Annotated in this window: 24 protein-coding genes; 19 read left to right on the forward strand and 5 right to left on the reverse strand. The window is 32.9% G+C overall.

The features are described 5' to 3' along the window. Positions 1-9: 9 nt before the first annotated feature. The 13 genes from AA80_RS07005 (at position 10) to AA80_RS07065 (ending at position 13208) form a co-directional block, all read left to right on the forward strand. Positions 10-705, forward strand: a complete 696-nt coding sequence (locus AA80_RS07005; protein WP_103877078.1) for a sigma-70 family RNA polymerase sigma factor — start codon at positions 10-12, stop codon at positions 703-705. 2 nt (positions 706-707) lie between these two features. Continuing rightward, positions 708-1013, forward strand: coding sequence for a hypothetical protein (locus tag AA80_RS07010; RefSeq protein ID WP_103877079.1), 306 nt, complete (start codon positions 708-710; stop codon positions 1011-1013). Between the two features lie 135 nt (positions 1014-1148). Next, complete coding sequence (locus tag AA80_RS07015) at positions 1149-1646, forward strand: hypothetical protein (RefSeq protein WP_103877080.1); 498 nt, start codon at positions 1149-1151, stop codon at positions 1644-1646. Further along, the gene (locus tag AA80_RS07020) at positions 1625-2326 is read left to right on the forward strand and encodes a hypothetical protein (protein WP_103877081.1); all 702 of its coding nucleotides are present in this window, start codon (positions 1625-1627) and stop codon (positions 2324-2326) included. The genes AA80_RS07015 and AA80_RS07020 overlap by 22 nt, the downstream gene beginning before the upstream one ends. A 7-nt stretch (positions 2327-2333) precedes the next feature. Next, the gene (locus AA80_RS07025) at positions 2334-5258 is read left to right on the forward strand and encodes a DEAD/DEAH box helicase (protein WP_103877082.1); all 2925 of its coding nucleotides are present in this window, start codon (positions 2334-2336) and stop codon (positions 5256-5258) included. 12 nt (positions 5259-5270) lie between these two features. Beyond that, a complete protein-coding gene (gene mnmE, locus AA80_RS07030) occupies positions 5271-6629 on the forward strand; it encodes a tRNA uridine-5-carboxymethylaminomethyl(34) synthesis GTPase MnmE (RefSeq protein WP_103877083.1) in 1359 nt (452 codons plus the stop codon). A gap of 12 nt (positions 6630-6641) precedes the next feature. Then, a complete protein-coding gene (locus AA80_RS07035) occupies positions 6642-7346 on the forward strand; it encodes a hypothetical protein (protein WP_103877084.1) in 705 nt (234 codons plus the stop codon). A gap of 3 nt (positions 7347-7349) precedes the next feature. Next, positions 7350-8525 (forward strand): ABC transporter permease, encoded by a 1176-nt coding sequence (locus AA80_RS07040; protein ID WP_103877085.1) that lies wholly within the window; start codon positions 7350-7352, stop codon positions 8523-8525. A 14-nt stretch (positions 8526-8539) separates the two neighbouring features. Beyond that, positions 8540-9346, forward strand: a complete 807-nt coding sequence (locus AA80_RS07045; RefSeq protein ID WP_103877086.1) for an SAM hydrolase/SAM-dependent halogenase family protein — start codon at positions 8540-8542, stop codon at positions 9344-9346. Then, positions 9336-9953 (forward strand): IMPACT family protein, encoded by a 618-nt coding sequence (locus tag AA80_RS07050; RefSeq protein WP_103877087.1) that lies wholly within the window; start codon positions 9336-9338, stop codon positions 9951-9953. The genes AA80_RS07045 and AA80_RS07050 overlap by 11 nt, the downstream gene beginning before the upstream one ends. Further along, positions 9950-11353, forward strand: a complete 1404-nt coding sequence (dnaX, locus tag AA80_RS07055; protein WP_103877088.1) for a DNA polymerase III subunit gamma/tau — start codon at positions 9950-9952, stop codon at positions 11351-11353. The genes AA80_RS07050 and dnaX overlap by 4 nt, the downstream gene beginning before the upstream one ends. 9 nt (positions 11354-11362) lie before the next feature. After that, entirely contained in the window at positions 11363-12199 is an 837-nt protein-coding gene (locus tag AA80_RS07060) for a 5'-methylthioadenosine/S-adenosylhomocysteine nucleosidase family protein (RefSeq protein ID WP_103877089.1), read from the forward strand. Further along, positions 12168-13208 (forward strand): SPL family radical SAM protein, encoded by a 1041-nt coding sequence (locus tag AA80_RS07065; protein WP_103877090.1) that lies wholly within the window; start codon positions 12168-12170, stop codon positions 13206-13208. Before AA80_RS07060 ends, AA80_RS07065 begins: the two co-directional genes overlap by 32 nt. Positions 13209-13255: 47 nt before the next feature. Here the strand turns inward: AA80_RS07065 and speE are convergent, their stop codons facing one another. Genes speE through AA80_RS07080 form a run of 3 tightly spaced genes read right to left on the reverse strand, consistent with a single transcriptional unit; the run spans position 13256 to position 15071 of the window. Continuing rightward, a complete protein-coding gene (gene speE / locus AA80_RS07070) occupies positions 13256-14122 on the reverse strand; it encodes a polyamine aminopropyltransferase (RefSeq protein ID WP_103877091.1) in 867 nt (288 codons plus the stop codon). Then, a complete protein-coding gene (gene speD / locus AA80_RS07075) occupies positions 14122-14520 on the reverse strand; it encodes an adenosylmethionine decarboxylase (protein WP_103877092.1) in 399 nt (132 codons plus the stop codon). The genes speE and speD overlap by 1 nt, the downstream gene beginning before the upstream one ends. 14 nt (positions 14521-14534) lie before the next feature. Beyond that, positions 14535-15071, reverse strand: coding sequence for a helix-turn-helix domain-containing protein (locus AA80_RS07080; protein ID WP_103877093.1), 537 nt, complete (start codon positions 15069-15071; stop codon positions 14535-14537). Positions 15072-15270: 199 nt separating this feature from the next. Here AA80_RS07080 and mreB point away from each other — a divergent pair, with 199 nt between their 5' ends. The 5 genes from mreB (at position 15271) to AA80_RS07105 (ending at position 20514) form a co-directional block, all read left to right on the forward strand. Beyond that, entirely contained in the window at positions 15271-16290 is a 1020-nt protein-coding gene (gene mreB / locus AA80_RS07085) for a rod shape-determining protein (RefSeq protein WP_103877094.1), read from the forward strand. 1 nt (position 16291) lies between these two features. Then, positions 16292-16969 (forward strand): hypothetical protein, encoded by a 678-nt coding sequence (locus tag AA80_RS07090; RefSeq protein ID WP_103877095.1) that lies wholly within the window; start codon positions 16292-16294, stop codon positions 16967-16969. 19 nt (positions 16970-16988) lie between these two features. Continuing rightward, positions 16989-17402 (forward strand): hypothetical protein, encoded by a 414-nt coding sequence (locus AA80_RS07095; RefSeq protein ID WP_103877096.1) that lies wholly within the window; start codon positions 16989-16991, stop codon positions 17400-17402. After that, positions 17383-19092: a penicillin-binding transpeptidase domain-containing protein gene (locus tag AA80_RS07100; protein ID WP_103877097.1), complete on the forward strand. Its 1710-nt coding sequence runs from the start codon at positions 17383-17385 to the stop codon at positions 19090-19092. Before AA80_RS07095 ends, AA80_RS07100 begins: the two co-directional genes overlap by 20 nt. Positions 19093-19272: 180 nt before the next feature. Beyond that, positions 19273-20514: a hypothetical protein gene (locus AA80_RS07105; RefSeq protein ID WP_103877098.1), complete on the forward strand. Its 1242-nt coding sequence runs from the start codon at positions 19273-19275 to the stop codon at positions 20512-20514. Here the strand turns inward: AA80_RS07105 and AA80_RS07110 are convergent. Continuing rightward, positions 20504-20881 (reverse strand): GIY-YIG nuclease family protein, encoded by a 378-nt coding sequence (locus AA80_RS07110; protein WP_103877099.1) that lies wholly within the window; start codon positions 20879-20881, stop codon positions 20504-20506. The genes AA80_RS07105 and AA80_RS07110 overlap by 11 nt on opposite strands. A gap of 53 nt (positions 20882-20934) precedes the next feature. Between AA80_RS07110 and AA80_RS07115 the strand changes: the two genes are divergently transcribed. Continuing rightward, a complete protein-coding gene (locus AA80_RS07115; protein ID WP_103877100.1) occupies positions 20935-21465 on the forward strand; it encodes a hypothetical protein in 531 nt (176 codons plus the stop codon). Here AA80_RS07115 and AA80_RS07120 read toward each other — a convergent pair. Next, a complete protein-coding gene (locus tag AA80_RS07120; RefSeq protein ID WP_103877101.1) occupies positions 21454-22314 on the reverse strand; it encodes an alpha/beta fold hydrolase in 861 nt (286 codons plus the stop codon). The genes AA80_RS07115 and AA80_RS07120 overlap by 12 nt on opposite strands. Between the last annotated feature and the right edge of the window lie 54 nt (positions 22315-22368).

Consider the following 22368-nt stretch of genomic DNA (forward strand, 5'->3'; position numbering starts at 1 on the left):
GGCAAATAAATGAAGTACAAAATTAATGAAGAACAGTTGGTAATGGAATTTTTGCCTAAAATAAAGATTATAGCTTTAAATTTAAAAACTACTTTACCTAAAAATATAGAGTTGGAGGATTTGATTCAGGAGGGGATTATAGGATTACTTCAATCATATAAGAGATACAACCCGGAGAAAGGCACTTCTTTTTACACCTACGCTCTAAAAAGAATCAAAGGTTCGATGTATGATTATCTGCGCAGAATAGATTGGCTTCCTAAAGAAATAAGAAGTTTAGTAAAAAAGTACGAAGATTTGATTTACGAATGTAAAGATAATGAGTACATAGACGATAATTCAGTGGCAGAAAAACTTCACATTGAAAAAAATGATGTAGACAAGATAAAGTTCTCCTTGAGTAAAAGGCAGATTCTTCAGTTGGATGAATACTTTTTAAGCAATGAAGAAGAGAACTGGTTTGAAGATATACAAGAAGAAAACGACCCTGAAATACTGGCTTATAAAGATATGTTGCATGATAAATTAACACAAAGTATCGAGAAATTGGAAGAAAGAGAAAAACTTATACTTTCTCTATACTATAACGAAGGCTTGACCTTTAAGGAGATAGGAAGTGTTTTAGAAATAAGTGAATCACGGGTTTCTCAGTTACACTCTGTAATATTGGTTAAATTAAAAAAGATGATTCAGGGAAGTGAATAAAAATGGCTTCACTTCATGAGTTACAAATATTGGTAACCAAATCTATAGATGTAGCCAACAATGTGCAGGCAATATCTCATTCTTACGATGCAGCCAAAAATGTGTTGTTAGTTAAACAAGCGAGTGAATATTCTCAAAACCTACAAAAAAGGATAAAAAGTAAAGACCAAGTTGAAAAGAAAAATGTGGATAATAAATCATCTTCTGGGGTTCCCCCTCAGAGGAATATAAACAATGAAAAAAAAGATACCGTAAAAAAGTATGTAGTGGATGAGTACAGAGGTAAACTTTTGGATTTAAGATTATAGGTATTTTATAATTGGGATGGGTTGCAGGTCAAAGTCTTACTAAATCCCATCCTTATGGGCGAGCAGCGGGGCAAAGGGGCGCTAATAAAGACTAAGATACCTTAAAAGAAGGTAGGGAAGGAGAAATAAAAATATATGTTAGGTTATTTTTCAATATATAAATCAGATGATGAACTCTATTCTGGTGGATTATTGATTCTCAATGAAAATGGAATACCCGTTTCGTTTAAATACACAGAACCAATAAAACCTTCCAAAATTCAAAAAATAATTTATGGATCAAACCTAAAAAATTATTTAGCCTTTCAAATACTAAGTAATGATGAATTATACTCCCCTCACGATGTGGACTTAATACTAACTGACGACAGTGATCTAATAAATTATATCGATATTGGCAAGATAATAATGTACATAATAGAAGTAAGCAGTGATAAAGGCTTTGAGGTTAAAGAAAAAGAAGGTATAATTCCTATAAATCAAAATACGAGCTTAAGATTTTATTCTTCGAAACTGTTGGATTCCCTGACATTGAAGAAACTAAAATCTTATATAGAAATTTTTGATATCTTTGAACCATTTACTCGATTAAAAGAGGCTTTGGTGTATATATGTACTTCAAAAGAAAAATAACTATCAATCAAGCTAGCCTTTCTTTGGATACCCGTATAAATTCAATACCTTTCCAGAACATAAAGTACCACCTTCTACCCTCAAAAACTCAAAACTCAAAAATAAAGACGGTTGATATCAACAATTTGGTAAAGATAAAAGAACTCCCTTGGACAGGGGAGGAAATTACCTTTGTTGAAGAAATAGATCATCTTTTACCAAAAAAAATAATTAATTTTGATTTTATTAAGATTAGTATAATTAAAAATTCTTCTTTATCTGGTATAAATATAAAGGATAGTGAAATGAAGATAGGAGTTAGTTTAATAAATGTGCCAATGCCAACTAATACAACCCTAAATACGACAAAAATGATAGAATTTAATATTAAAGAAAGTGTGCCTCAAAAAATAGTAGTTAAACCAATTAGAAAAGTTTTAAAAAGGCCTGTTTCGAAGGAATACATCCTACAGTTGGCACAGGAGATTGTATCATCAAAAAAATTGCAAAAGATAAAGCTATCTTTCTTAGGCTTTTATGTTAAAGTCCCTATAGCAGAAGAGATAAATTACTATTGGAAAGGTGAAAAATTGATATGTTTTCTTAAATATAATAAAACAGATATTACCGATTACCTCGATTGTGCCGTTTTTTTTGATTCTGAAAACAATAAAAAGTATTTGAAGTTTATCAGGAGGTAACGTTGAATTGATTAGAAAAGAGCTTGTAAATTTTCTAAACTCGCTAAAAAAAGTCAACAAACAGAAAATTTTAGTGCTTCCAGATGGATATCTTTACGATATCGATGAGGAGGGAGAGGTTTTCATTTATCCGGACTTTGATATATTTCCATTTGAAAATTTGGATATCTCTCCAAACATAAAGGCAAATAGGATGAAAACGTTATATGCTTTATTAACGAAAAAGAACGCGACTGTTTTAACTACCTTCTCGTCTTTAATAAAGTACACCTTACCCAAAAAAGAATTCGCAATCAAAAAAATCAAAGTTGGAGATACATTCGATCTTGAATATAATGTTCCTTATCATTTAGGATACAACCTTACTGAAGAAGTAACTAGTCCTGGAGAATATTCTAAAAGAGGTTTTGTAAGAGATTTTTTCGTTCCAATTTACGAACAACCTGTGAGAATAGAATTATGGGATGAAGTAATAGATAGAATATCTTTTTTTGATATTTATTCTCAAAGATCGATTGAAAATTTAAAAGAAATAGAGATAATTCCTGGTTCTGAAATTATGAAATTTGACCACAACTTAGAAATTTATGAGGAGAGGTTAAAAAAATATACCATTGGAACAAATGAGGAAGAGCCCCTAACTCTTGATCAATTCAACACTCTCCCAGGAATCTTTTACAAAGATAAAAATACAATATTAAGTTATCTAAATGAAGACAGAGATATTTATTTAATAAACAAAGAAGAAATTATAAACTCTTACAGAGAAAAAGTAAAAGAAAACTATGAAATGTGTGACAATGAACTAAAACGAAAAATATATAAAATGTTTTCAGGACATAACCTTGAAATTTTGAACAAAATTAAATACGAAGAAGTTAAACTTACCCTTGAAAAGATTTACTTTATAAAACCCAAGAAAGAAGATAAAAGGTTGGAATATATACCCCTTCTTGATTGGGAAGATCTAAATGAAGGGGACTTGGTGGTACACGAAGATTACGGAATAGGAATATATCATGGCGTTAACAAAATTGAAACCCCTTTGGGTTTAAGAGAGTTTGTGACATTAGAATATTCTGATAATTCAAAGGTCTATGTTCCCGTAGGTAGGTTGGACAAACTATCCAAGTACATTGGAGATCCCGAAACAGTTAAAATATCTTCTTTGAACAGCAAAAGCTGGAAAAATACGAAACAAAAGGTAAAAGAAGAAATTAAACTAAAGATCAGAGAACTCCAAAAAATCTATGCCTTAAGAGAAAATCAACGAGGGATACAACTATTCGGGGATCCTGAATTGGAAGAAAAATTCAAGGAAACCTTTCCTTACGTTGAGACACCTGACCAAGAAAAGAGTATCAACGAGGTTATGAGAGATCTCGAAAGTGAAAGACCAATGGATAGATTGTTGTCAGGTGATTCAGGATTTGGTAAAACCGAAGTTGCTATGAGAGCGTCTTTCAGAACGGTTGTTTCAAACTATCAAGTGCTACTATTAGCTCCAACAACTATACTTGCTAAACAACATTACGAAAATTTCAAACAAAGAATGGACCCTTTTGGAATTAAGATAGCTTTAGTTACTCGTCATAAAACACAAAAAGAAAAGAAAGATCTTTTTGAAAGCATAAAAAAGGGTCAAACAGATATAGTAATAGGAACGCATGCCTTATTATCAGATTTACTACAGGTTAAAAAATTGGGGTTAGTTATAGTCGACGAAGAACAAAGATTTGGGGTACTTCAAAAAGAGAAATTCAAAAAGTTAAGCGAAGGTGTAAACTTCCTTATGATGAGCGCCACTCCTATACCTAGAACCTTATACATGTCTATCAGCGGATTAAGAGACATATCCACGATATCGACCCCGCCCGTGGGTAGGTTACCCATTCAAACATTTGTAGGGAAATATTCAGATAAGTTAATACGTACGGCTATTTTGAGAGAGAAATCTAGGGGCGGACAAACGATCTATATTCACAATAGAGTACAAGAATTGAACGAACTGTACAAAAAACTACAAAGCCTCGTTCCAGAAGTTAAGATAACAATGGTACATGGTGGAACATCAAAAAAGGAGTTTATAAACTCTATAAACAATTTGTACGATGGAAATATCGATCTACTTTTATCAACAACAATAATAGAAAATGGGATAGATATACCTAACGTTAACACCCTTATCCTAGACGATCCAGAAAGATACGGGATCTCTCAGTTATATCAAATTAAAGGAAGAGTCGGAAGATCTAACAGAAGAGCTTTCGTCTACTTTCTTTTTAAAAAAGAAGTCACCCCTCAAACTAAAAAAAGGCTGGAAGCGATCAAAAAGTACAATGAACCAGGAAGTGGATTAAAGCTTGCTTTAAGAGATTTAGAAATTCGTGGATACGGGGATATATTGGGAATAGAGCAAAAAGGTCATATTAACGCGATAGGGTACCATCTATACCATGAGATGTTGAATAAAATTTTGTTTGAATATGGAATTAAAAAGGAAGAAGAAATTCAAAAACCTCAAACCTATACAGAAATAAAAGGTATAAAAGGTTCCCTAGTTATTCCAGAATCATATATCCCTAATTCTATTGAAAGAATGCGAATATATAGAAGTATATCTGTAGCTAAAACAGTTGATGATGTTGAGGATATAAAATCTGAAATACGTGACAAATACGGTAAACTTCCACAAGAGGTAGAAAGATTATTTCAATACGCTCTTATAAAAGTAAAAGCCAATATGGAAGGTATTAAAGAGATAGAAATAGGAGATACATATATATCTTTTAAATTCGAAAATGATGTAAATCCTGTCATTGAAAAATACGACAAATATTCAAGAAAGATTACCTTTTATCCAGAAACGAAAGAACTCATAAGTTATGGGCCCAAAGACCATATGAAATATATGGAAAAGGTTTTTTCCTAAGAGGTGAAGAAGGTGTTGAATGATACAATAGTTGCCATTTCATCCCCAATTGGTACAGGAGCTATAGCGGTGGTAAGAATTTCAGGCAATCACGTTAAAAACATAATAGGCCAAGCATTAAAAAGAAAAAGATATACCCCTAAGAAAATGTACTATGGTTGGCTTTATAATAAAGAAGGAGAAAAAGTGGACGAAATTACCTGGGTTTACCATCCACAACCTCACTCTTACACAGGAGAGGATATGCTTGAAATATTTTGTCATGGTGGTAAACTTATCACTTATGCCGTTTTGAATACAATTATAAAATATGGTGTAAGGCAAGCTCTACCTGGGGAATTTACAAAACGAGCTGTTTTAAACGGTAAGATGGATCTCATAAAAGCAGAAGCTGTAAACAATGTAATTACTTCGGAGACCGAAATATCTTTAAAAGCGTCTTTTAATCAACTTAAAAATCCCCTTTCTGAAAAGATCAATGAGATAAAAAACAGTTTGCTAAGTATCTCTGCCCAGATCGAGGTAGAAATGGATTATCCTGATGATATAGAATTTGAAGATCACAATATGAAGAACAAATTAGATGATATTGTGAATCGTATGGATCAAATACTAAAGGGTGCTGACAACGGTATTATAGCTGTTGAGGGTGTCAGAACGGTTATAGTAGGAAAACCGAACTCTGGTAAAAGCACCTTGTTGAACGCCCTTCTGAGAAAAGATAGAGCGATTGTAACTGATATTCCAGGAACAACAAGGGACACCATTGAAGAAAATCTGAACATAAACGGTATATACATAAAACTCATAGACACAGCAGGAATACGAAACACAGAAGACACGTTGGAAAGGGTTGGAATAGAAAGGACCATAAATTCCATAAAGAATTCTCATCTAATCTTGTTTGTTTTGGATGGCACAACGCCTTTTACACAAGAAGACGAACTAATTTATAATAAACTAAATGAATTGGGAAATAAAACTGTTATAATTGTATTGAATAAATCGGATTCTCCTAATTTTAAAGAGAGTAATTATCTCCCATTGAAACAAAAAAATCCAAATGATTTTGTTATAATTTCTGCAAAGAACGGAGATATTAAAAATTTGGAAGATAAGATATATGAAAAGTTTTTTGAGAAGGTCAATATTGAAGAACCAACTCTAACTAACCAAAGGCAAAAGATAACCTTAGAATCATCTAAAGAGTTTGTTTTAAACGCTATTAATTCGTTTGAGAAAGGTTTTTCTAACGATGTAATTATGTACGACGTAAGAAAAGCACTTGAAAAAATCTACGAACTCTCTGGGGAAAATTATACTGAAGAATTACTAGATAAAATCTTTTCCACATTTTGCGTTGGAAAGTAGGAGGTAAAATAAATGTATCGGTTAGTTTCTATTTTCTTTGGGCTAATTCCCTTAATGCAATTTTTCATAAAAGGATGGTACTTTTTTGGAATATCTTCTATAGGCTTAATTTTTTCGTATTTTATTCTTAAAAAGAGGGGAGCCAAACCATTCATCACAGAAGGTGCGCTCTTATTAATCTCGCAGCTTTTTATGAATATAATTGGGCTATCAAATATACCGATGTTTTTATATATCTCTTTGGCAGCGGTTTTAATTTTTGTTGCCTCGAGAGATGAAAAGATAGTTGACGATTTGAAAGATTATATAAAAGAAACTGGCCATTCCAAGGAAGATTGGGATTTTGAAATATGTTTTTTTGGAATGGGGCAGATTAGAAACATCGATCAATTAACAAATTTATCTACCGCGGCATTTGGTTTTTCAAACAAAGGCATAGCTTTCAACACTAAGTTGGGAAGTGGGTATTACACAAGGTTCATTGATTATAATGAAATAGATGATTTCGGCATGTTCAAATTACAAAAGAAACAAGAGTTGTACTATCCCAAAATAAGAGATATGTTCATCTGGCCAAGTAATATGAGCACTATGCATAAACCGTATATAAACACCTACGGTTTATACCTTTTAGTGGGGGATGAGTCCTTGACTTTTTACGAATCACCGAACATCATACTTAAAATATCCCAGCATTTGGAAGAAGTGAGGAGATAACAGATGAAAATTTTAAAGATGTCATGGTATGAGATAAAGAAAGTGTTAAGAAATCGAGGAGTATTAATCTTAAGTGTTATAATACCTGTTATTTTAGCTTATTTTGGTTCTTCATTCTATCCTGCGAATATAACGCAAGATTTTCTATTAGCTTTATACAACGAAGATAACAGCCTTTTAGGGAATTTCAGTTTCATTTTGATAAAACAATTTTTGGATTTTGAGAGCACCATCGAAATTAAAAATGATGAACAATTAAATCAATTAATTAAAGAAGCAAATTATGATTCAATACTGATCATTCCAAAGGGTTTTACACAAGATCTGATCAATCGTAATCAAACGGTTTTGTATATCATACCAAATCCTCACAAAATTCAGAACAGTATGATGATCTATACTGGCTTTAAAGCTGTTTTTGATGAACTTGCAGGGATACCCGAAATAAAAGTTGGCTCCACTACCGAATTCTTACTTCAAGGAGGTATAGGGATCGACGAAACGAGACCCAAGCCGGAAATAAAAATGCTTATACCACGCGCCTCGGACGGTTCTTTGGTCGTTTCTCCCACTACAAATTTGGGAATTAATGATATGTTTGCTCCTATCGTAGCGGTGGTTGTAATCCTTTTGTTATCTATGATAGGAATAGCCTCTTCCATTGGTCAAGCCAGAGAAGTTGGATTACTGGATCTATATATATCAAACGGATTAAAAACCTGGGAATTCATTTTATCAAAAATTATATCGTATATAGTAATAGGTTTCGTTGCTGGGATGTTCTCGTGGTCTATGTTCAGAATGCTTGGTGTTCAATCCCAAGCTAATCCCTGGAATTTGATCTTACTCGTTTTAATATCTGTATTTTCTTTCAGCTCTTTTGGCTTGTTTTTATCTTCTTTTTTAAAAACGGCTCGAGCTACTTCTTTCCTTGTGACGGCAATGATAGGAGGAATGTTGGTATTTGGCGGGGTTTTGATCCCAATACCTACAGGAAGTATTCTTGAAAAGATAGCGAACCTATTTCCTGTTAAATACTCTTTAGATGGCTGGAGAAAAATAACGGTATTAGGGTACGGACTAAGTGATGTAAGTTTTGAAATTCTAATACTATTAGGTTCTGGGGTAATTTTCTTTCTGGCATCATTGATGCTAATTCAAGCTACGCAAGAAACATAAGGGGGTTAATTCTAATGGATCTTATAGCTTTTTTAACGGATTGGGGACTCTCTTCGTATTATGTCTCAGTTTGTAAATCCGTTATAAAAAAAATAAATAAAAATGCTGATATAATTGATATTACACATAGTGCTGGTCATTTTAATATAAAGAAATATGCATCTCTAATTTTCAGGGCCTCTCGCGATTTTGAAGAAGGAACCGTTTTTTTGTGCGTTGTTGATCCAACCGTAGGTAGTCCTAGGAACCCGATCGCTTTGAAAACATCAAAGTACAACTATTATTTTGTTGGCCCAGATAACGGTCTATTTACTTTTGTGATCCAAGAATATGGAGTTGAAGAATCAGTTGAGTTATCCGACAAAAGATTTTTCTATAAAACTGATTATTCATCAACATTTCATGGGCGTGATATATTTGCACCAGTGGCCGCATACATTTCTAAAGGTATTACTATCGATCATTTTGGACCAAAAACAGAAAAATTAACAACTTTCGATATGCAAAAACCTGTCATTGAAGATAACAAAGTAATATGTGATTATTTATATTCAGATGATTTTGGGAACATTGAAACTAACTTATCTTCCAACTATCTTGAGAATTTAGATCTAAGCAAAAAAGTAACAGTAGAAATAAACGGGACAAAAAATGTAGCAAGAGTCGTTAAAAACTATGCTGAAGTAAAGAAAGGTGAATTATTGTTGCATGTTGATAGTTCAGGATTCTATGAAATTTCTGCCAATCAATCCAGTGCTGCTAATAAATTTAACCTCACCGATGATTTTGAAGGGAAGATAAAGATATATCTTGAATTATAAATCTATAAAAGATCCTATCGAAGTTACATACACTGTAGAAAGGTCTAAATTTATTGGAAATATATCAAAGGTCAATTCGATCGATGAAGCGCAAAAATTTATAAAAGAAGTTTCTCAAAGGTATAATAACGCCACACACAACTGTTGGGCTTATAAGGTACATGAAGAAGGAAGAGAAATCGGTAATTATTCGGATAATAACGAACCATCAGGCACCGCGGGTAAACCTATTTATGGTGTAATTGAAAAGTTTGGTCTATCAAACGTTGCGATAGTAGTTACGAGGTATTTTGGAGGAGTGAAATTAGGGATTCGCGGTTTAATAGATGCGTATTCTAAAACTGCTGAAGAAGTTGTTAAAGCCTCTAAAGTGGTTACCTATGAAAAGACGTTTATTTACGAGGCAAAATGTGACTACGGCAATTTTTCCTTCATACAAAACCTCATGCAAAAACAAAACAACTTCAAAATAATAGAACGAAAATTTTCAGACGAAGTTTATTTTATATTTGAAATATTAGAACATAACAAAGATATCGTTTTATCATTATTGAAAAACAAGGTGTACAGTTTAAATTTTGTTGGCAATTCGGAGGGAATTTTATGAACAACAATTTATACAGAAAATACAGGCCTTTAGATTTTGATGAAATTTTAGGACAACCCCATGTGGTAAAATACTTCAAAAACGCTTTAAACAAGCAAGAGGTTTCTCATGCATATATTTTTTCGGGTCCACGTGGTACTGGAAAGACTACAACCGCTAGAATACTCGCCAAGGTATTAAATTGCATGGATCCCCAAGTATACAATCCATGCAACAAATGCGAGAACTGTGTTTCTATAAACAATAACAGTTTTTTGGATGTAATAGAAATGGATGCAGCTTCGAATAGAGGAATAGACGAAATCAGAAACATCAGGGATTCTTCCAATTATAGGCCTGTCTATGGAAAATACAAAGTATATATAATCGATGAATTTCATATGTTGACAAGAGAAGCCTTCAATGCTTTGCTAAAAACGCTGGAAGAACCACCTTCGCACGTTGTCTTTATTTTAGCGACCACCAATTTGGAAAAAGTTCCTGATACCATCATTTCTAGGTCTCAAATTATAAACTTCAAAAATTTAGGTCAGAATGAAATAGTAGAAGGGTTGAAAAATATAGCAAGCTCTGAAGGGATGGAATATGAGTTAGACGCCTTGCAGATCATAGCTAAAAGGGCAAAAGGTGGGATGAGAGATGCCATATCGATGTTGGAACAAGTAGAAAAATTTGGAGAAATGAAGATAACCCACCAAGATACCCTAGACATACTAGGTTTGTTCGACGAAAATTTTATTGTTCAGTTCATAGAAAATGTTTCCAATTCAAAAATAGATGAATTTTTGGTACAATCTGAAGATCTGTTCAACTTGGGAAAAGACCCAGAAATTCTTTTGGAACAATCCATAGAATATATTTTTGATTCACTAATTAACGAGAAAAGAAGTAACTTAATTCACTTAATGGGGATATTCAACAATATACTTAAAGATTTAAAATACAGTGAAAATAAAAGGTTGATTTTCGATGTGGAGATCTTAGATTTCATGCACAAATATTCAACTACCTCCGTGCCTTTGCTACACGAAAATGAAAAAACTCCAAATAGAAATCAAGTAACCACAGAATCCGTTATCAAAGAAACTCAACACCCAATTATGAAGAAAATTCTCGATTACTTCAGCGATCCCCACGAGAAGAAGTCCAACATGGCTATATACTTCGCTTTACTATTTTCGAATCCAGAAATTGAAAACAATAAAATACACTTCAAATTCTCTTCAGGTCAAAAGCTAGAATATGAAATTCTAAAAAAGTACGTTGATGAATTAAAGGTGAATATATTTTTGCTGATCGATGGATCATACGAAATCACTTTTTCTCTCGAAGGTGGCGAGGTGGAAAGTCTGACCCAACAAAAAGAAAAAGCCAATTTGAGAGAAAAGAAACTGTTCTGAGGGAATTACATGCTTTATATAATCTCTGCAATGGGTATTGAAGCAAGAGCGATAATAAAATATTTAGATTTAAAAAAAACAACAGATAGGCCTTTTGAGACTTATCAAAATGAAGAAGTCCATCTTGTAATATCAGGGGTAGGAAAAATCAATGTAGCCGGGGCTACGTCCTATCTCTTGAAAGATACCTTAAGAGGTTTGAATCATAGTGATTATGTAATAAATTTAGGAATATGTGGTAGTCTAAATAACAAATTTAATGTTGGCGATCTAGTTTTAGTTAATAAAGTAGTAGATTATGAGAGAAAAAGAAAGTACTATACGGATATCTTAGTTAAACACAATCTAAAAGAAGGTTCCATTCAAAGTATAGATATTCTCAATAGAAATTATGAATTTGAAGAAGACCTAGTGGATATGGAATCATCGGCTTTTTTTGAGATTGCTTCAAAATTTTTATTTGTTCATCAGATATATGTAGTAAAAATAGTCTCCGATAAAGTGAGCAAAAATCAGCCTTTAGAAAGACTGACTAAAAAGTATATAGATGAGCTAATTTACGACAAATTAGAAGAAATTTTTTCTTTCGCAAAATTGGTGAGTTCCCTACTAAAGTTATTTCAACCTATTCTTCAACAACAAGACGAAGAAATCATAGAGAAGGTTTCTAAAAGTTTGAAGTTAACATTCTCACAGACAAAACAACTTGAAAATGGATATGCATATTTCAAATCGAATAAGAGAATAAACCCTTTATTCTTAGAAGAATATTTTAATTACATTCCAAAAAGCAAAAAAGAAAGGGATGCGATTTTTGAAGATCTCAAATCAAAATTATACCAGTGAAACCTTCTCACACATCTACATTGAGAAAGATGCTTTATATTATCCATTAACTAACAAAATTACAAGCAAACTCAACAAAAGTAAGATTGTATACATTGATAACTACAATGAAATATTCTCCAGGAAGAACCAAAACCCTTTTCTACAAAAACTCTCACCGTCTTTGATCCTGGCAGTTAACAAGGGTGATTTTATCTATAAAGGGTCAACTTTGTGCCATAATTTTGAACAACAAAATTTCTACTACACAAATTTCGTAGTCAACTGTCTACTCGATTGCGATTACTGTTATTTGAAAGGTATGAACTTCTCTTCCAACATTTTATTCTTTGTTAATCTCTCAGATTACTTTCATGAATTAAGCAGATTATTAAACGTGATTAAAGAACGCCCCGAACGGGGTCAAGGAAAGCTTTATCTAAGTATATCGTATGATTCAGACATCCTTCTTTTTGAAGGAATCTACCCGTTTTTAAAAGAATGGATAGAGTTTGCTGAGGCAAACCCCCAAATAACTATAGAAATTCGAACTAAGACAAGCAATTATAAAAAATTTTTGAACTACTCTCCATTAGAAAATTTGATCATTACATGGAGTATATCTCCAAAGGAAGTAATAGCAAAATATGAAAAAAACACCCCCTCTTTAGAAAGAAGGTTAATGGCTATATCTCAGTTGCTAGAAAAAGGTTGGAAAGTCAATTTAGCGTTGGATCCTATACTTTATATAGGAGAAAACTGGAGAGATACCTACAAGGAGTTCTTGAACTTGCTATCTGTGAACATTAACCTAAAAAAGATTAATGCCATTACACTGGGAGTATTCAGAATACCGGTTGAATACTTAAAAAGATTTAAAAAGTTTTTTAAATCTCCAATCTCGTTTTTCCCTTATGATACTGTAAATGGCGTTTCTTCTTACCCTGAGGAATTAAAAAGTAAAATGATCGAATTCGTCTCTTCCGAGTTGGAAAAAATATACGATAAAAGAAATATATACATAGTTTGATTGTTTTAAAAAAATAGACGGACAATTGTCCGCCATTATTTAGTGAATCAACTGATTAATTTTTTTACAAAAACAGGTAGAGAAAAAGAGGCAACGTGTACTTCTTCATCGTAATATTTAAGTTCTTTATTAAACTCTCTAACCTTTTCAGGATCAAAATCTTTTATTGGGTCCAAATTTTTTGAGGCAAACGTCCATGTCCATGTACCTGGCATGTATTGAGGTACATAACCCATGTACAATCGAGCTACATTGAAGGTATTGGTGATTCTTTTGTACGCCCTTATCATCCATTCTTTTTTTAAAAAAGGCTCCTCGGTCTGTGCAGAGAAAACTCCGTTTTCCTTCAAGGCCTCAAAACAGTTATGATAAAACTCTTCGGTGAAAAGTAGTCCACCTTCACCTTCTGTGGGATCCGTGGAATCAATCAATATAGCGTCGAATTCATCTTTAAATTGAGAAACAAATTTACTTCCATCTTCATAAACTAATTCCACTTTTGGATTTTTTAACTCATAAGAAATGTTGGGTAAATAATTTAAAGCAGCTTCTACAACTTTTTTATCCAATTCACAAAGAACGACTTTTTCTACTGAATCATGTTTCAACACTTCTCTAACAGTTCCTCCATCGCCTCCACCAATTACCAAAACCTTCTTGGGGTCAGGATGTATGAACAAAGGAACGTGTGAGATCATTTCATGATAAACAAATTCATCCGAATCTCTCGTCATAATGACTCCATCTAATGAGAATAACTTTCCAAATGTTGGAGTTTCATATATATCTATTCTTTGATAATCCGTTTGTTCGGTATAAATATGATTAGTTATTTCTGTAAAGACTCCTACATTATGTACTTTATCGTACTCGGTAAAAATAGTATGTGGAAAGGTATAATTATTTTCAGCCATCACCTCACCTCAACTTTATGAGCGGAATTTTCAGGAATTCCTATTGAAGAAAAAACTCCTCGTTTGAATTCTTGACTCTCCTGTCTTTTTGAATTTAAAGCATATTTTAGATAATAGAAAGCTTTCCATGGATCGACAGAATCTCCACAAGTATATATATCTAAAGATGCATAATTGTATTCAGGCCAAGTGTGAATTGCCAAATGAGATTCAGAAACAATTATTGCTCCACTTACCCCATGGGGTAAGAATCTGTGAAATGTTGAAGTAACTATTGTTGCTCCCGATTCAATGGCTGCCTTTTTCATTAAGTATTCTATTTGTTCAACATCGTTTAGTATCTCTTCATCACAATCGTATAATTCTGATATCAAATGTCTTCCTAGGGATTTTGCCATATCTCAATCCTCCTTTAAAATATTTCTATCCATATTAGAGTTGCTATATTTGTACTACTTTTATTTTTTATGAAATGTTTCTTATTTGCTGAATAAAAAAAAGTCTCCTCTTTGCGTACCAAATAAACTTCTTTGTTTAGGTATAACTCTATCTCTCCCTCAATCACATATCCCAATTCCACACCTTCATGAGGTTTTTCAATATTAGTTGAACAACCTGGTTCCAAAACTAACAAAGAAGGTTCTATATTTTTTGGTTCGGACGTCGTTAAAAGAAGCTCTTCTTTAACTCCTTTTGGTGTATCGTATATAGGTATTCTATCTTCTTTTGTGAAAACAATCTTTTCCTTATTTTCGAGATTCGAGAAAAAATCTTTCAGATCAGTTCCTAAAGCTCTTAGAATCATTTCCAAATTTTCAACAGTAGGAGAAGCTAAATCCCTTTCAACTTGGGAAATAAAACCTCTAGTTAAATCAGATCTTGTCGCAAGCTCCTCTTGGGTCATGTTTCTCATTATTCTAAGGCTTTTTATCTTTTCACCTATTTGCATTCAAGGTGCCTCCTATAAACTATCAAAAATGCACAGTTAATTAAACAAGTCGGTTAATATTATAAATTTTTATTTTATATTTGTCAATTACAACAATTTACATTTATGTTTCTGCAACATCAATAATGAATTGTTTGTGTTATACTACTAAGTAGTGGGGTGGGCAGCATAATATACTTTTAAGGAGGGCTTTTAAGTAATGCGATCGTATTTGAGACCATATCTTGGTATAGATTTAGGAACAGCAAACACGTTAGTTTATATGAAAGGTAAAGGGATAATTCTAAATGAACCTTCCGTTATAGCCATCAATAAAGAAACTTCAGAATTGCTTAAAGTAGGAAAAGAAGCTAAGAAAATGATTGGAAAAACACCTGCTAATATAATCGCCATTAGACCACTGAAAGAGGGTGTAATAGCAGATTATAATGTGGCTATGACAATGCTTAAGTACTTTATAAACACATCATTGAATGGTTTTAGCTTTTTTAAACCAACGGTAGTTGTGGGAATACCTACAGATGCAACTCAAGTAGAAAGAAATGCTCTAAGAGAGGCAGCCTTGGATGCCGGCTCTAGTAAGGCCTTTTTAATTGAAGAAGCTATGGCAACAGCTATTGGTGCTGGTTTAGATATAGAAGAACCATCGGGGAATATGATTGTAGACATAGGTGGTGGTACCACAGAAATAGCCGTAATTTCTCTGGGAAATATAGTATTATCCAAATCTATAAGGGTAGCGGGAGATTTAATCGATCAAGAAATTATCAATCACATAAAATCAAAATACAATATGGTAATAGGAGAAAAAACTGCTGAGAGGATAAAAATTGAGATTGGTAATGTTTTTGATAGCCCCCAGTACAATGATTTAAGCATGGAAGTGATAGGTTTGGACGTTCTAACAGGCCTTCCAAAAAATGTTACCATTACAGGGTCGGAAATAAGAAACGCCATGAGAGTGCCGGTTACCAAGATAGTTGAAAATATTAAATTGGCAATTGAAGAAACTCCACCTGAACTTTTGTATGATATCGTTAATAGAGGCATATTTTTAGCTGGTGGGGGCGCATTGATCAAAGGAATAAAAGAGCTGTTAGAAAAGGAAACGTTGATAAGAGTAGTAATAGCGGATGATCCAATAACTTGCGTCGCTAGAGGGGCTGGAATAGTTATTGACAAGATAAATCTCATAAAAAGTATATCTCAAAAAGCTTAATATGAGATATTTTGGAATTTTATTTCTAGTAATTTTGATCTTTATTACGATTTTATTTAATACTTTTGAAAACTTGCGAGTCATTTTAGAACCATTAACGTACCCGTTTGATTTAGTTTTTTCACTGTTTCATTCCAAAATTTTAGAAAGGGATGCAAGTGCTGAAAAAATTACTAGTATCTTGGATGAACTCGACAAACAACCCCTTTATTTAATTGAAAGTCAAAACAGTGAAAATAAGGATTTAACTATTCCTCGAGGCATAATTTTAAATGAAACGAATCGTAGTTTTAGCCTTTTAACGAATAATAAAAGTAACTTGGGAAAAGGATATTTAGCAGTTTCTACAGATGGTATCCTTTTAGGTTTTGTTGAAAACATATTCTCAGATAGAGTAGTTGTGAGAAAATTAGGTTGGGGAGATCAACATTTTTTTGGGAAAATAGGGGTTGTAGATGTTTTGATAAAAGAGGATAAAGGCAATTTATTGGTTGAAATACCTGATAATTATAATGTAGTAATGGAAGAGCACCTAAAAATAGATCTTCCTGCTTATGTAAAAGGTGTAGAAAAAGAGGGTATATTTTTATCGGGTGAAATTGTTTCTAAATATGGAGACCTTTATCTTTTTAACCCTGTCACGATCGATGATTTTTTAGTGTACTTTTTTCCTTATTAAACAAAAGAAGTGAGAAAATATGATGTATTTAATTTATTTTTTATTAGCTCTAGTTGCAGCTTCATTTGATAGATGGCTTGGAGAAATACTTTTTTTTATCTTCCCTATAATTGTGTTGTATGTGTCAAATCTTGAAAAAGATGACCATAGACTCCTTTTTTTTGTATTCGTATATACTATTTTTTATTTCAATTCTAGGTTTGAATTGGGATTTCTTGCAATAATTTTTTTTGTTATCTTTCTTCTCATCAACTTTTTCTTACATCAGTTGGAAATGACTTTAATTAATGCATTGATATATGTGGGCGTTTTGTCGCTGTATATGAGTGTCATTACTTCTTCTCTTTATCCGTTTTTCTGGGATATGATAATTATCTTTGTATTATATTTTTTGAACATGAGGCTGGTTTTCAATGAAAGAAAAAAGAGCTAAAATATTGTTTTCTTTATTTTTTTTGGGTATTGCCTTACTTTTTGCTAGATCATTTCAATTACAGATTTTAAACTGGAATATATATACGGTGGAAGTTCAAGAGTTATCAACAAGAATTGTAAAAGATTCTCCTAAGAGAGGAAATATATACGATAGAAATGGAAATTTGTTGGCATGGAACCAAAGAATATATAATTTAACGAATTTAGGAGGAACGTTGAGTGAAGAAACAGAATCTGAATTGTACATAGTTCTAAAAGACGTTGTAGATAATCCTTATACCGTAATAGATAAATTAAATTTTCAAAAAAGAGTGAATTTAGAAATAAATTCGGTAACTGCTCAAAAGATAGCCAGCATTGATAAAAATCTACAAGTTCAAGAGAGATATATAAGAAGGTATGCTCACGAATCTTTGTACCATGTCTTGGGTTATGTTGACAATGAAGGTACTCCCAGGTCAGGATTGGAATTGGTATTTGATAAAGAATTACAGGGGGAGCCAGGGTACAAAATGATCAATATTGCGACAAATAAATCATTTTCACCTCTAATAACTAATGCGCATTCGATTAATGGTAACAATATTTATTTGACGTTGGATTTAGAATTACAGATTAATGCATACAATTATTTAAAAGAAAGAAACTACAATGGTTCGGTGATCATCTCCGAACCAAAAACAGGGGAAATATTAGTCTTTGTTAGTTACCCTTCTGTAGATCCTAATTTGTTTGCTCAAGGAATGAGTAATTTAGAGTTTCAAAGAATTTTGAACGATAATAATAGGCCTTTGTTAAATAGAGTAACCTCTGGATTGTACGCACCAGGATCTATCATAAAACCTTTTGTTGCATATGCAGCGCTTGAAGGAGGCGTATCTCCACAAACAACTATAAATTCCACTGGAAGATACGATTTAAAGAACTCTCAAGGTAACGTTATCGCATCTTATTACGATTGGTATACATTAGGCCATGGTGAAACTAATTTAGTGAAATCCTTGAGGGCATCGGTTAACTCTTATTATTATTGGCTTGGAGAAAACTTGGGGATAGACTATTTGAAAAGTGTTGCCGAAAGATTTGATATTACTTCTAAAACAGGAATAGAAATACCAAATGAAAAAGCGGGGATTTTCCCAGACCCCCAATGGAAAGATGAGAAATTCGATACCATATGGTATCCAGGAGAAACATTATTAACGTATATAGGTCAAGGCTACGTCACAATGACTCCACTTCAAATTCTAAGAATATATAATATTCTTGCTACAGAAGGAGAATATTATCAATTCAGCTTATTTAAAAGAGAAGAAGATATTTTTGAAAACATTATAAATAAAAATACGCCTTTACTTAGAGATTCATACGAAATGAACGAAGAATATCTGAAATATATTTACCAAGGTATGATAGAAGTGACCTCATTCGGTGGACCAGCTGGCGAAGAAGGAACTGCTTTTCAGTCCTTTATGGATTTTCCAATAACGGTTGCTGGAAAGACAGGTACCGCAGAAGTAGGGGGTGGAAAGCCCGCTAACTCATGGTTTGCTGGTTTTTTGCCAGCAAGTTATCCTCAGTATTCAATCGTTGTCATTATTGAAAATGGAGGTATGGGGTCTACCGCTGCCGCCCCAGTTGCTAGAAAGATACTTGATGATCTGGTTGAAAAATATCATATACAATAACTGGGCTGCGGGGCGAAAGGGCAAAGGCTCCTTTATCCTTATGGGTGGGGAGCGGGGGAAGGGCGCTATAGATAGTTTTATAAAAAAATTCTGCTTTTAAAAAAGGGTCACAGGGCGAGCCCTCACCTTACCGGGCTAGGACCGCAGGTTCTTTTAATAAATCAAAAGGAGATGAATTTCGTGAAGAAAATGTATGTATTTTTTATGCTCATCGTTTTTTTATGTATAACGGTTCTGTCAGAGAATTATACCTTTGTCTTTAAAGATGTGCAACTGTTCTATACGGTTTCTAACGAAACCTCGTTCTTAGTTCCTGATGGTTTTGATGTGCTTTGTATCAGTGGAGTGGATTCTTGGGAACTTCAAAAGGTATACCAAAATTTTCCTTTTAAGATTGTTTCTTTGGATGATTTCACTCAAAAATCTATTGAGGCTATAGATGAAGGTGTTTATAAGATAGTTGGGACAAAAGAAATTCTATTTTACAATCCTCAGTTAAGTCAATGGTGTGTTACTGATGAAAAGAATAAAGATAAGATTCAACCGAGTACTCAAATATTATTGAGGAATCCCAAAAATTCTGTAATTGCTTTAAGGGCAAGGGGTTCATGGGAAGTTATCTATGAGATGAAAAGTGACGGGACTTTCAACAAAAACGTCCAAATCAAGGGTATTCCTGTTGGCCCAACGAATCTATATTTAGTGAACGAATATCTTAACTTGTCTCCTGTTGATTACGTAGAGAGTACAAAGTTATTGAGTGGTACACGGATGGCAAGTATGGATGATTTTGGGATTGTTGCAAAAGAGGCAATTGTAAGTCAAACTTATACAATGAATTTAGGAAAAATCAATTTTCAAAATACTTTAATGAATGTTAGGATATCCCAAAACGATATATTGTCATACGAAGACAGAAATGTAATTAATTTTTCTTTGTACTCCAATATACCAAATTATACAAAAACCCAGATAATAAGACACACAGAAAATACAAAATATAATGGTTTAGGGATAGAGTTACCTTCTGGAGAAGTTTGGATACATGAGGAATTCGATAGTGAAAGTTTTCCAATAAAGTTAGCATACATAGAAGACACACCTGTAGATGACTCGCTTAAGATAAATCTAGGTGAGAGTTGGGATGTACAATATAAAATAGAAAAAATGTCTGATGTGGAAGTCAAATCCCGAAATTCCCGAATAGTAGACTTTTTGATTACAGTACAAAATTACAGTAAGGACAGACAAATTGTTAACTTAAGTATGTCTTCACCCAATATCGAAATAGACAAAATGCAGATAGAAGGGAATTATCAAAACTTTAAAAACAACTCAGAGAAAGGTAAAATTGATATTATCTTTGATATAATAGATGAAGTAAGAATAAGAATAACCATTAAAACCGTACTCAAAGAATGAAATTTTTAATAATTTCAAAAAAACAGTCGATATCATCTATGAGATAAAGGTTTGATTTTACAGTTAAATCAGTGGCTCCAAAACCTTTAATAAACTCAAAATTCTTAGCAAATTCTATTGAAATGTCTTCTTCAATGCGTCTATCTGAAGGCAGCATAGCGATGAATATAATTTTGTTCTCTTCGTTTTCTAATATACCGTCTATATGCCAATGTTTTTGGTAAGCTTTTTCATTAAAAGTCAAATGCCTGCCAACTCTTTGGTGAAGGTTTTTCATAGCAGAACCTATGTAAGCGTACAAGCCTTTATTGATCTTTATTTCTTTGTGATTAAAATTCACTGTATAATCTTTTTTTATCTCAATCAATAAAATGTAAGATCCCTTATTCGTCTCTATTCCTCCAAAAGAAAGGTGATTTTATGATTGATTCCATCAAACCAGAATATTTTAACCCATACTTGGGTTACAAGTTGGATCCTGGAGAACCTGGCCTGGCTAATAGTTCTCCTGCGTCTTTGAGTATACTTAGGGTGGCAGCCCATGAGGCAGGGAACATAAATCAATTTAAATCTCAGGCGTTGAAAAAAGGTGGAATAGTTATTTATACTGACATAGACCTTAATCTTAAAAAGAGGGGAGGATTTTTAGCTGCCGTTGGAGGCAAATCTAAAGCTGTTATTTTGTATAGAAAAGAAATAGACAAAAGTTCATCCCAAGATTCTATTTATGAATCGCAAAATACAGAGAAAAATGCCAACGAAAAAGTAGACGTAAGGCTACGAATCGAAAAGGAAATTCAAAAAATAACGAATGAATTAAGGGCCGAAACTGATCCAGAAAAAATAAAAAAGTTACTTAACACCCTTCGATCTTTAGAAATTTTTAAAAGTAATAGCTCTTCTTTAGATTTAGAGTTTGTTTTAGGTTTAACTTTGGATTTAACGGTTTGATTCTAAAACTTCTTCTCTTTTATTACTTTTTTCTCGGCTTTCTTGGGATAGCCCTTCCTCTATAAAATTAATCACCCAACATCCAACGGTTCTTTTGAATAAATAACTAGATTTATGCCCAGACAATAATCTTTTAACCTTTTTATTTGGCAATAACTTTTGAAGGTCATTTGTTGCTTTATGTGGCATAATCTTATCAAAAAGAGCTTTTATAAAAAGAACAGGTTGATTAACAAACTTGGCATAACTTAAAGGGTCGTAATGGTAACAAGTGATGGGAGTTTTTTGGAATATATCATCTATTGAATTGATTTTATATTTCACAAAGTTAGCCGCATCACTTCTATATTTTTTACAATACTCTTCGGAATCACAACCAAATGAATTCTTTTCTTTTGCGTATCTTTCTCTAACTTTCTCTGTATATGGTGAATAAAAGTTTATCCATCTCCAATTTCCCCCAGTGATCATCAAAATACCTTTTTTAATTCTCTTATCGAGGGCTAAAGTCATTGCACCAATTATTCCTCCAAAAGATACACCCATCAAGTACAAGTTATTTTCGGAAAAATCATCGAAAGTTTCTAATAAATCGATCGTCCTTCGAACGTCTTTTACCGAATTATGGAAAAGTACTGTACACTTCTCTGGTTCAGGTGAATAATAAGGGTCACCATCTTCTATGTCATTTGGTTTTCTACTCAGATGATAAGGAAGAATCACAACACTCGTTCTGTAACCAAGTTTTTGAAAATATCTACCGTACCATTCAAGGTAGGGAACGTTGTTGGGCCCAATACCATGTAGAAAAACTATATCCCCTTTAACTTTTTGCTCGGGTTTAAACATGTGAATTACCTGAGTTTCATTTTCTTTGTAGATAGGGTCGGTATATACCGTGTT

Source organism: Petrotoga sibirica DSM 13575 (assembly GCF_002924625.1).
Taxonomy (GTDB): domain Bacteria; phylum Thermotogota; class Thermotogae; order Petrotogales; family Petrotogaceae; genus Petrotoga; species Petrotoga sibirica.

Bases quoted from the DNA above. Each gene is read 5' to 3' on its own strand.
- AA80_RS07005 (WP_103877078.1), top strand. From the start codon at position 10: ATGAAGTACAAAATTAATGAAGAACAGTTGGTAATGGAATTTTTGCCT.
- AA80_RS07010 (WP_103877079.1), top strand. From the start codon at position 708: ATGGCTTCACTTCATGAGTTACAAATATTGGTAACCAAATCTATAGAT.
- AA80_RS07015 (WP_103877080.1), top strand. From the start codon at position 1,149: ATGTTAGGTTATTTTTCAATATATAAATCAGATGATGAACTCTATTCT.
- AA80_RS07020 (WP_103877081.1), top strand. From the start codon at position 1,625: ATGTACTTCAAAAGAAAAATAACTATCAATCAAGCTAGCCTTTCTTTG.
- AA80_RS07035 (WP_103877084.1), top strand. From the start codon at position 6,642: ATGTATCGGTTAGTTTCTATTTTCTTTGGGCTAATTCCCTTAATGCAA.
- AA80_RS07040 (WP_103877085.1), top strand. From the start codon at position 7,350: ATGAAAATTTTAAAGATGTCATGGTATGAGATAAAGAAAGTGTTAAGA.
- AA80_RS07045 (WP_103877086.1), top strand. From the start codon at position 8,540: ATGGATCTTATAGCTTTTTTAACGGATTGGGGACTCTCTTCGTATTAT.
- dnaX (WP_103877088.1), top strand. From the start codon at position 9,950: ATGAACAACAATTTATACAGAAAATACAGGCCTTTAGATTTTGATGAA.
- AA80_RS07060 (WP_103877089.1), top strand. From the start codon at position 11,363: ATGCTTTATATAATCTCTGCAATGGGTATTGAAGCAAGAGCGATAATA.
- speE (WP_103877091.1), bottom strand. From the start codon at position 14,122: ATGGCTGAAAATAATTATACCTTTCCACATACTATTTTTACCGAGTAC.
- speD (WP_103877092.1), bottom strand. From the start codon at position 14,520: ATGGCAAAATCCCTAGGAAGACATTTGATATCAGAATTATACGATTGT.
- AA80_RS07080 (WP_103877093.1), bottom strand. From the start codon at position 15,071: ATGCAAATAGGTGAAAAGATAAAAAGCCTTAGAATAATGAGAAACATG.
- mreB (WP_103877094.1), top strand. From the start codon at position 15,271: ATGCGATCGTATTTGAGACCATATCTTGGTATAGATTTAGGAACAGCA.
- AA80_RS07090 (WP_103877095.1), top strand. From the start codon at position 16,292: ATGAGATATTTTGGAATTTTATTTCTAGTAATTTTGATCTTTATTACG.
- AA80_RS07095 (WP_103877096.1), top strand. From the start codon at position 16,989: ATGATGTATTTAATTTATTTTTTATTAGCTCTAGTTGCAGCTTCATTT.
- AA80_RS07100 (WP_103877097.1), top strand. From the start codon at position 17,383: ATGAAAGAAAAAAGAGCTAAAATATTGTTTTCTTTATTTTTTTTGGGT.
- AA80_RS07115 (WP_103877100.1), top strand. From the start codon at position 20,935: ATGATTGATTCCATCAAACCAGAATATTTTAACCCATACTTGGGTTAC.
- AA80_RS07120 (WP_103877101.1), bottom strand. From the start codon at position 22,314: ATGTTTAAACCCGAGCAAAAAGTTAAAGGGGATATAGTTTTTCTACAT.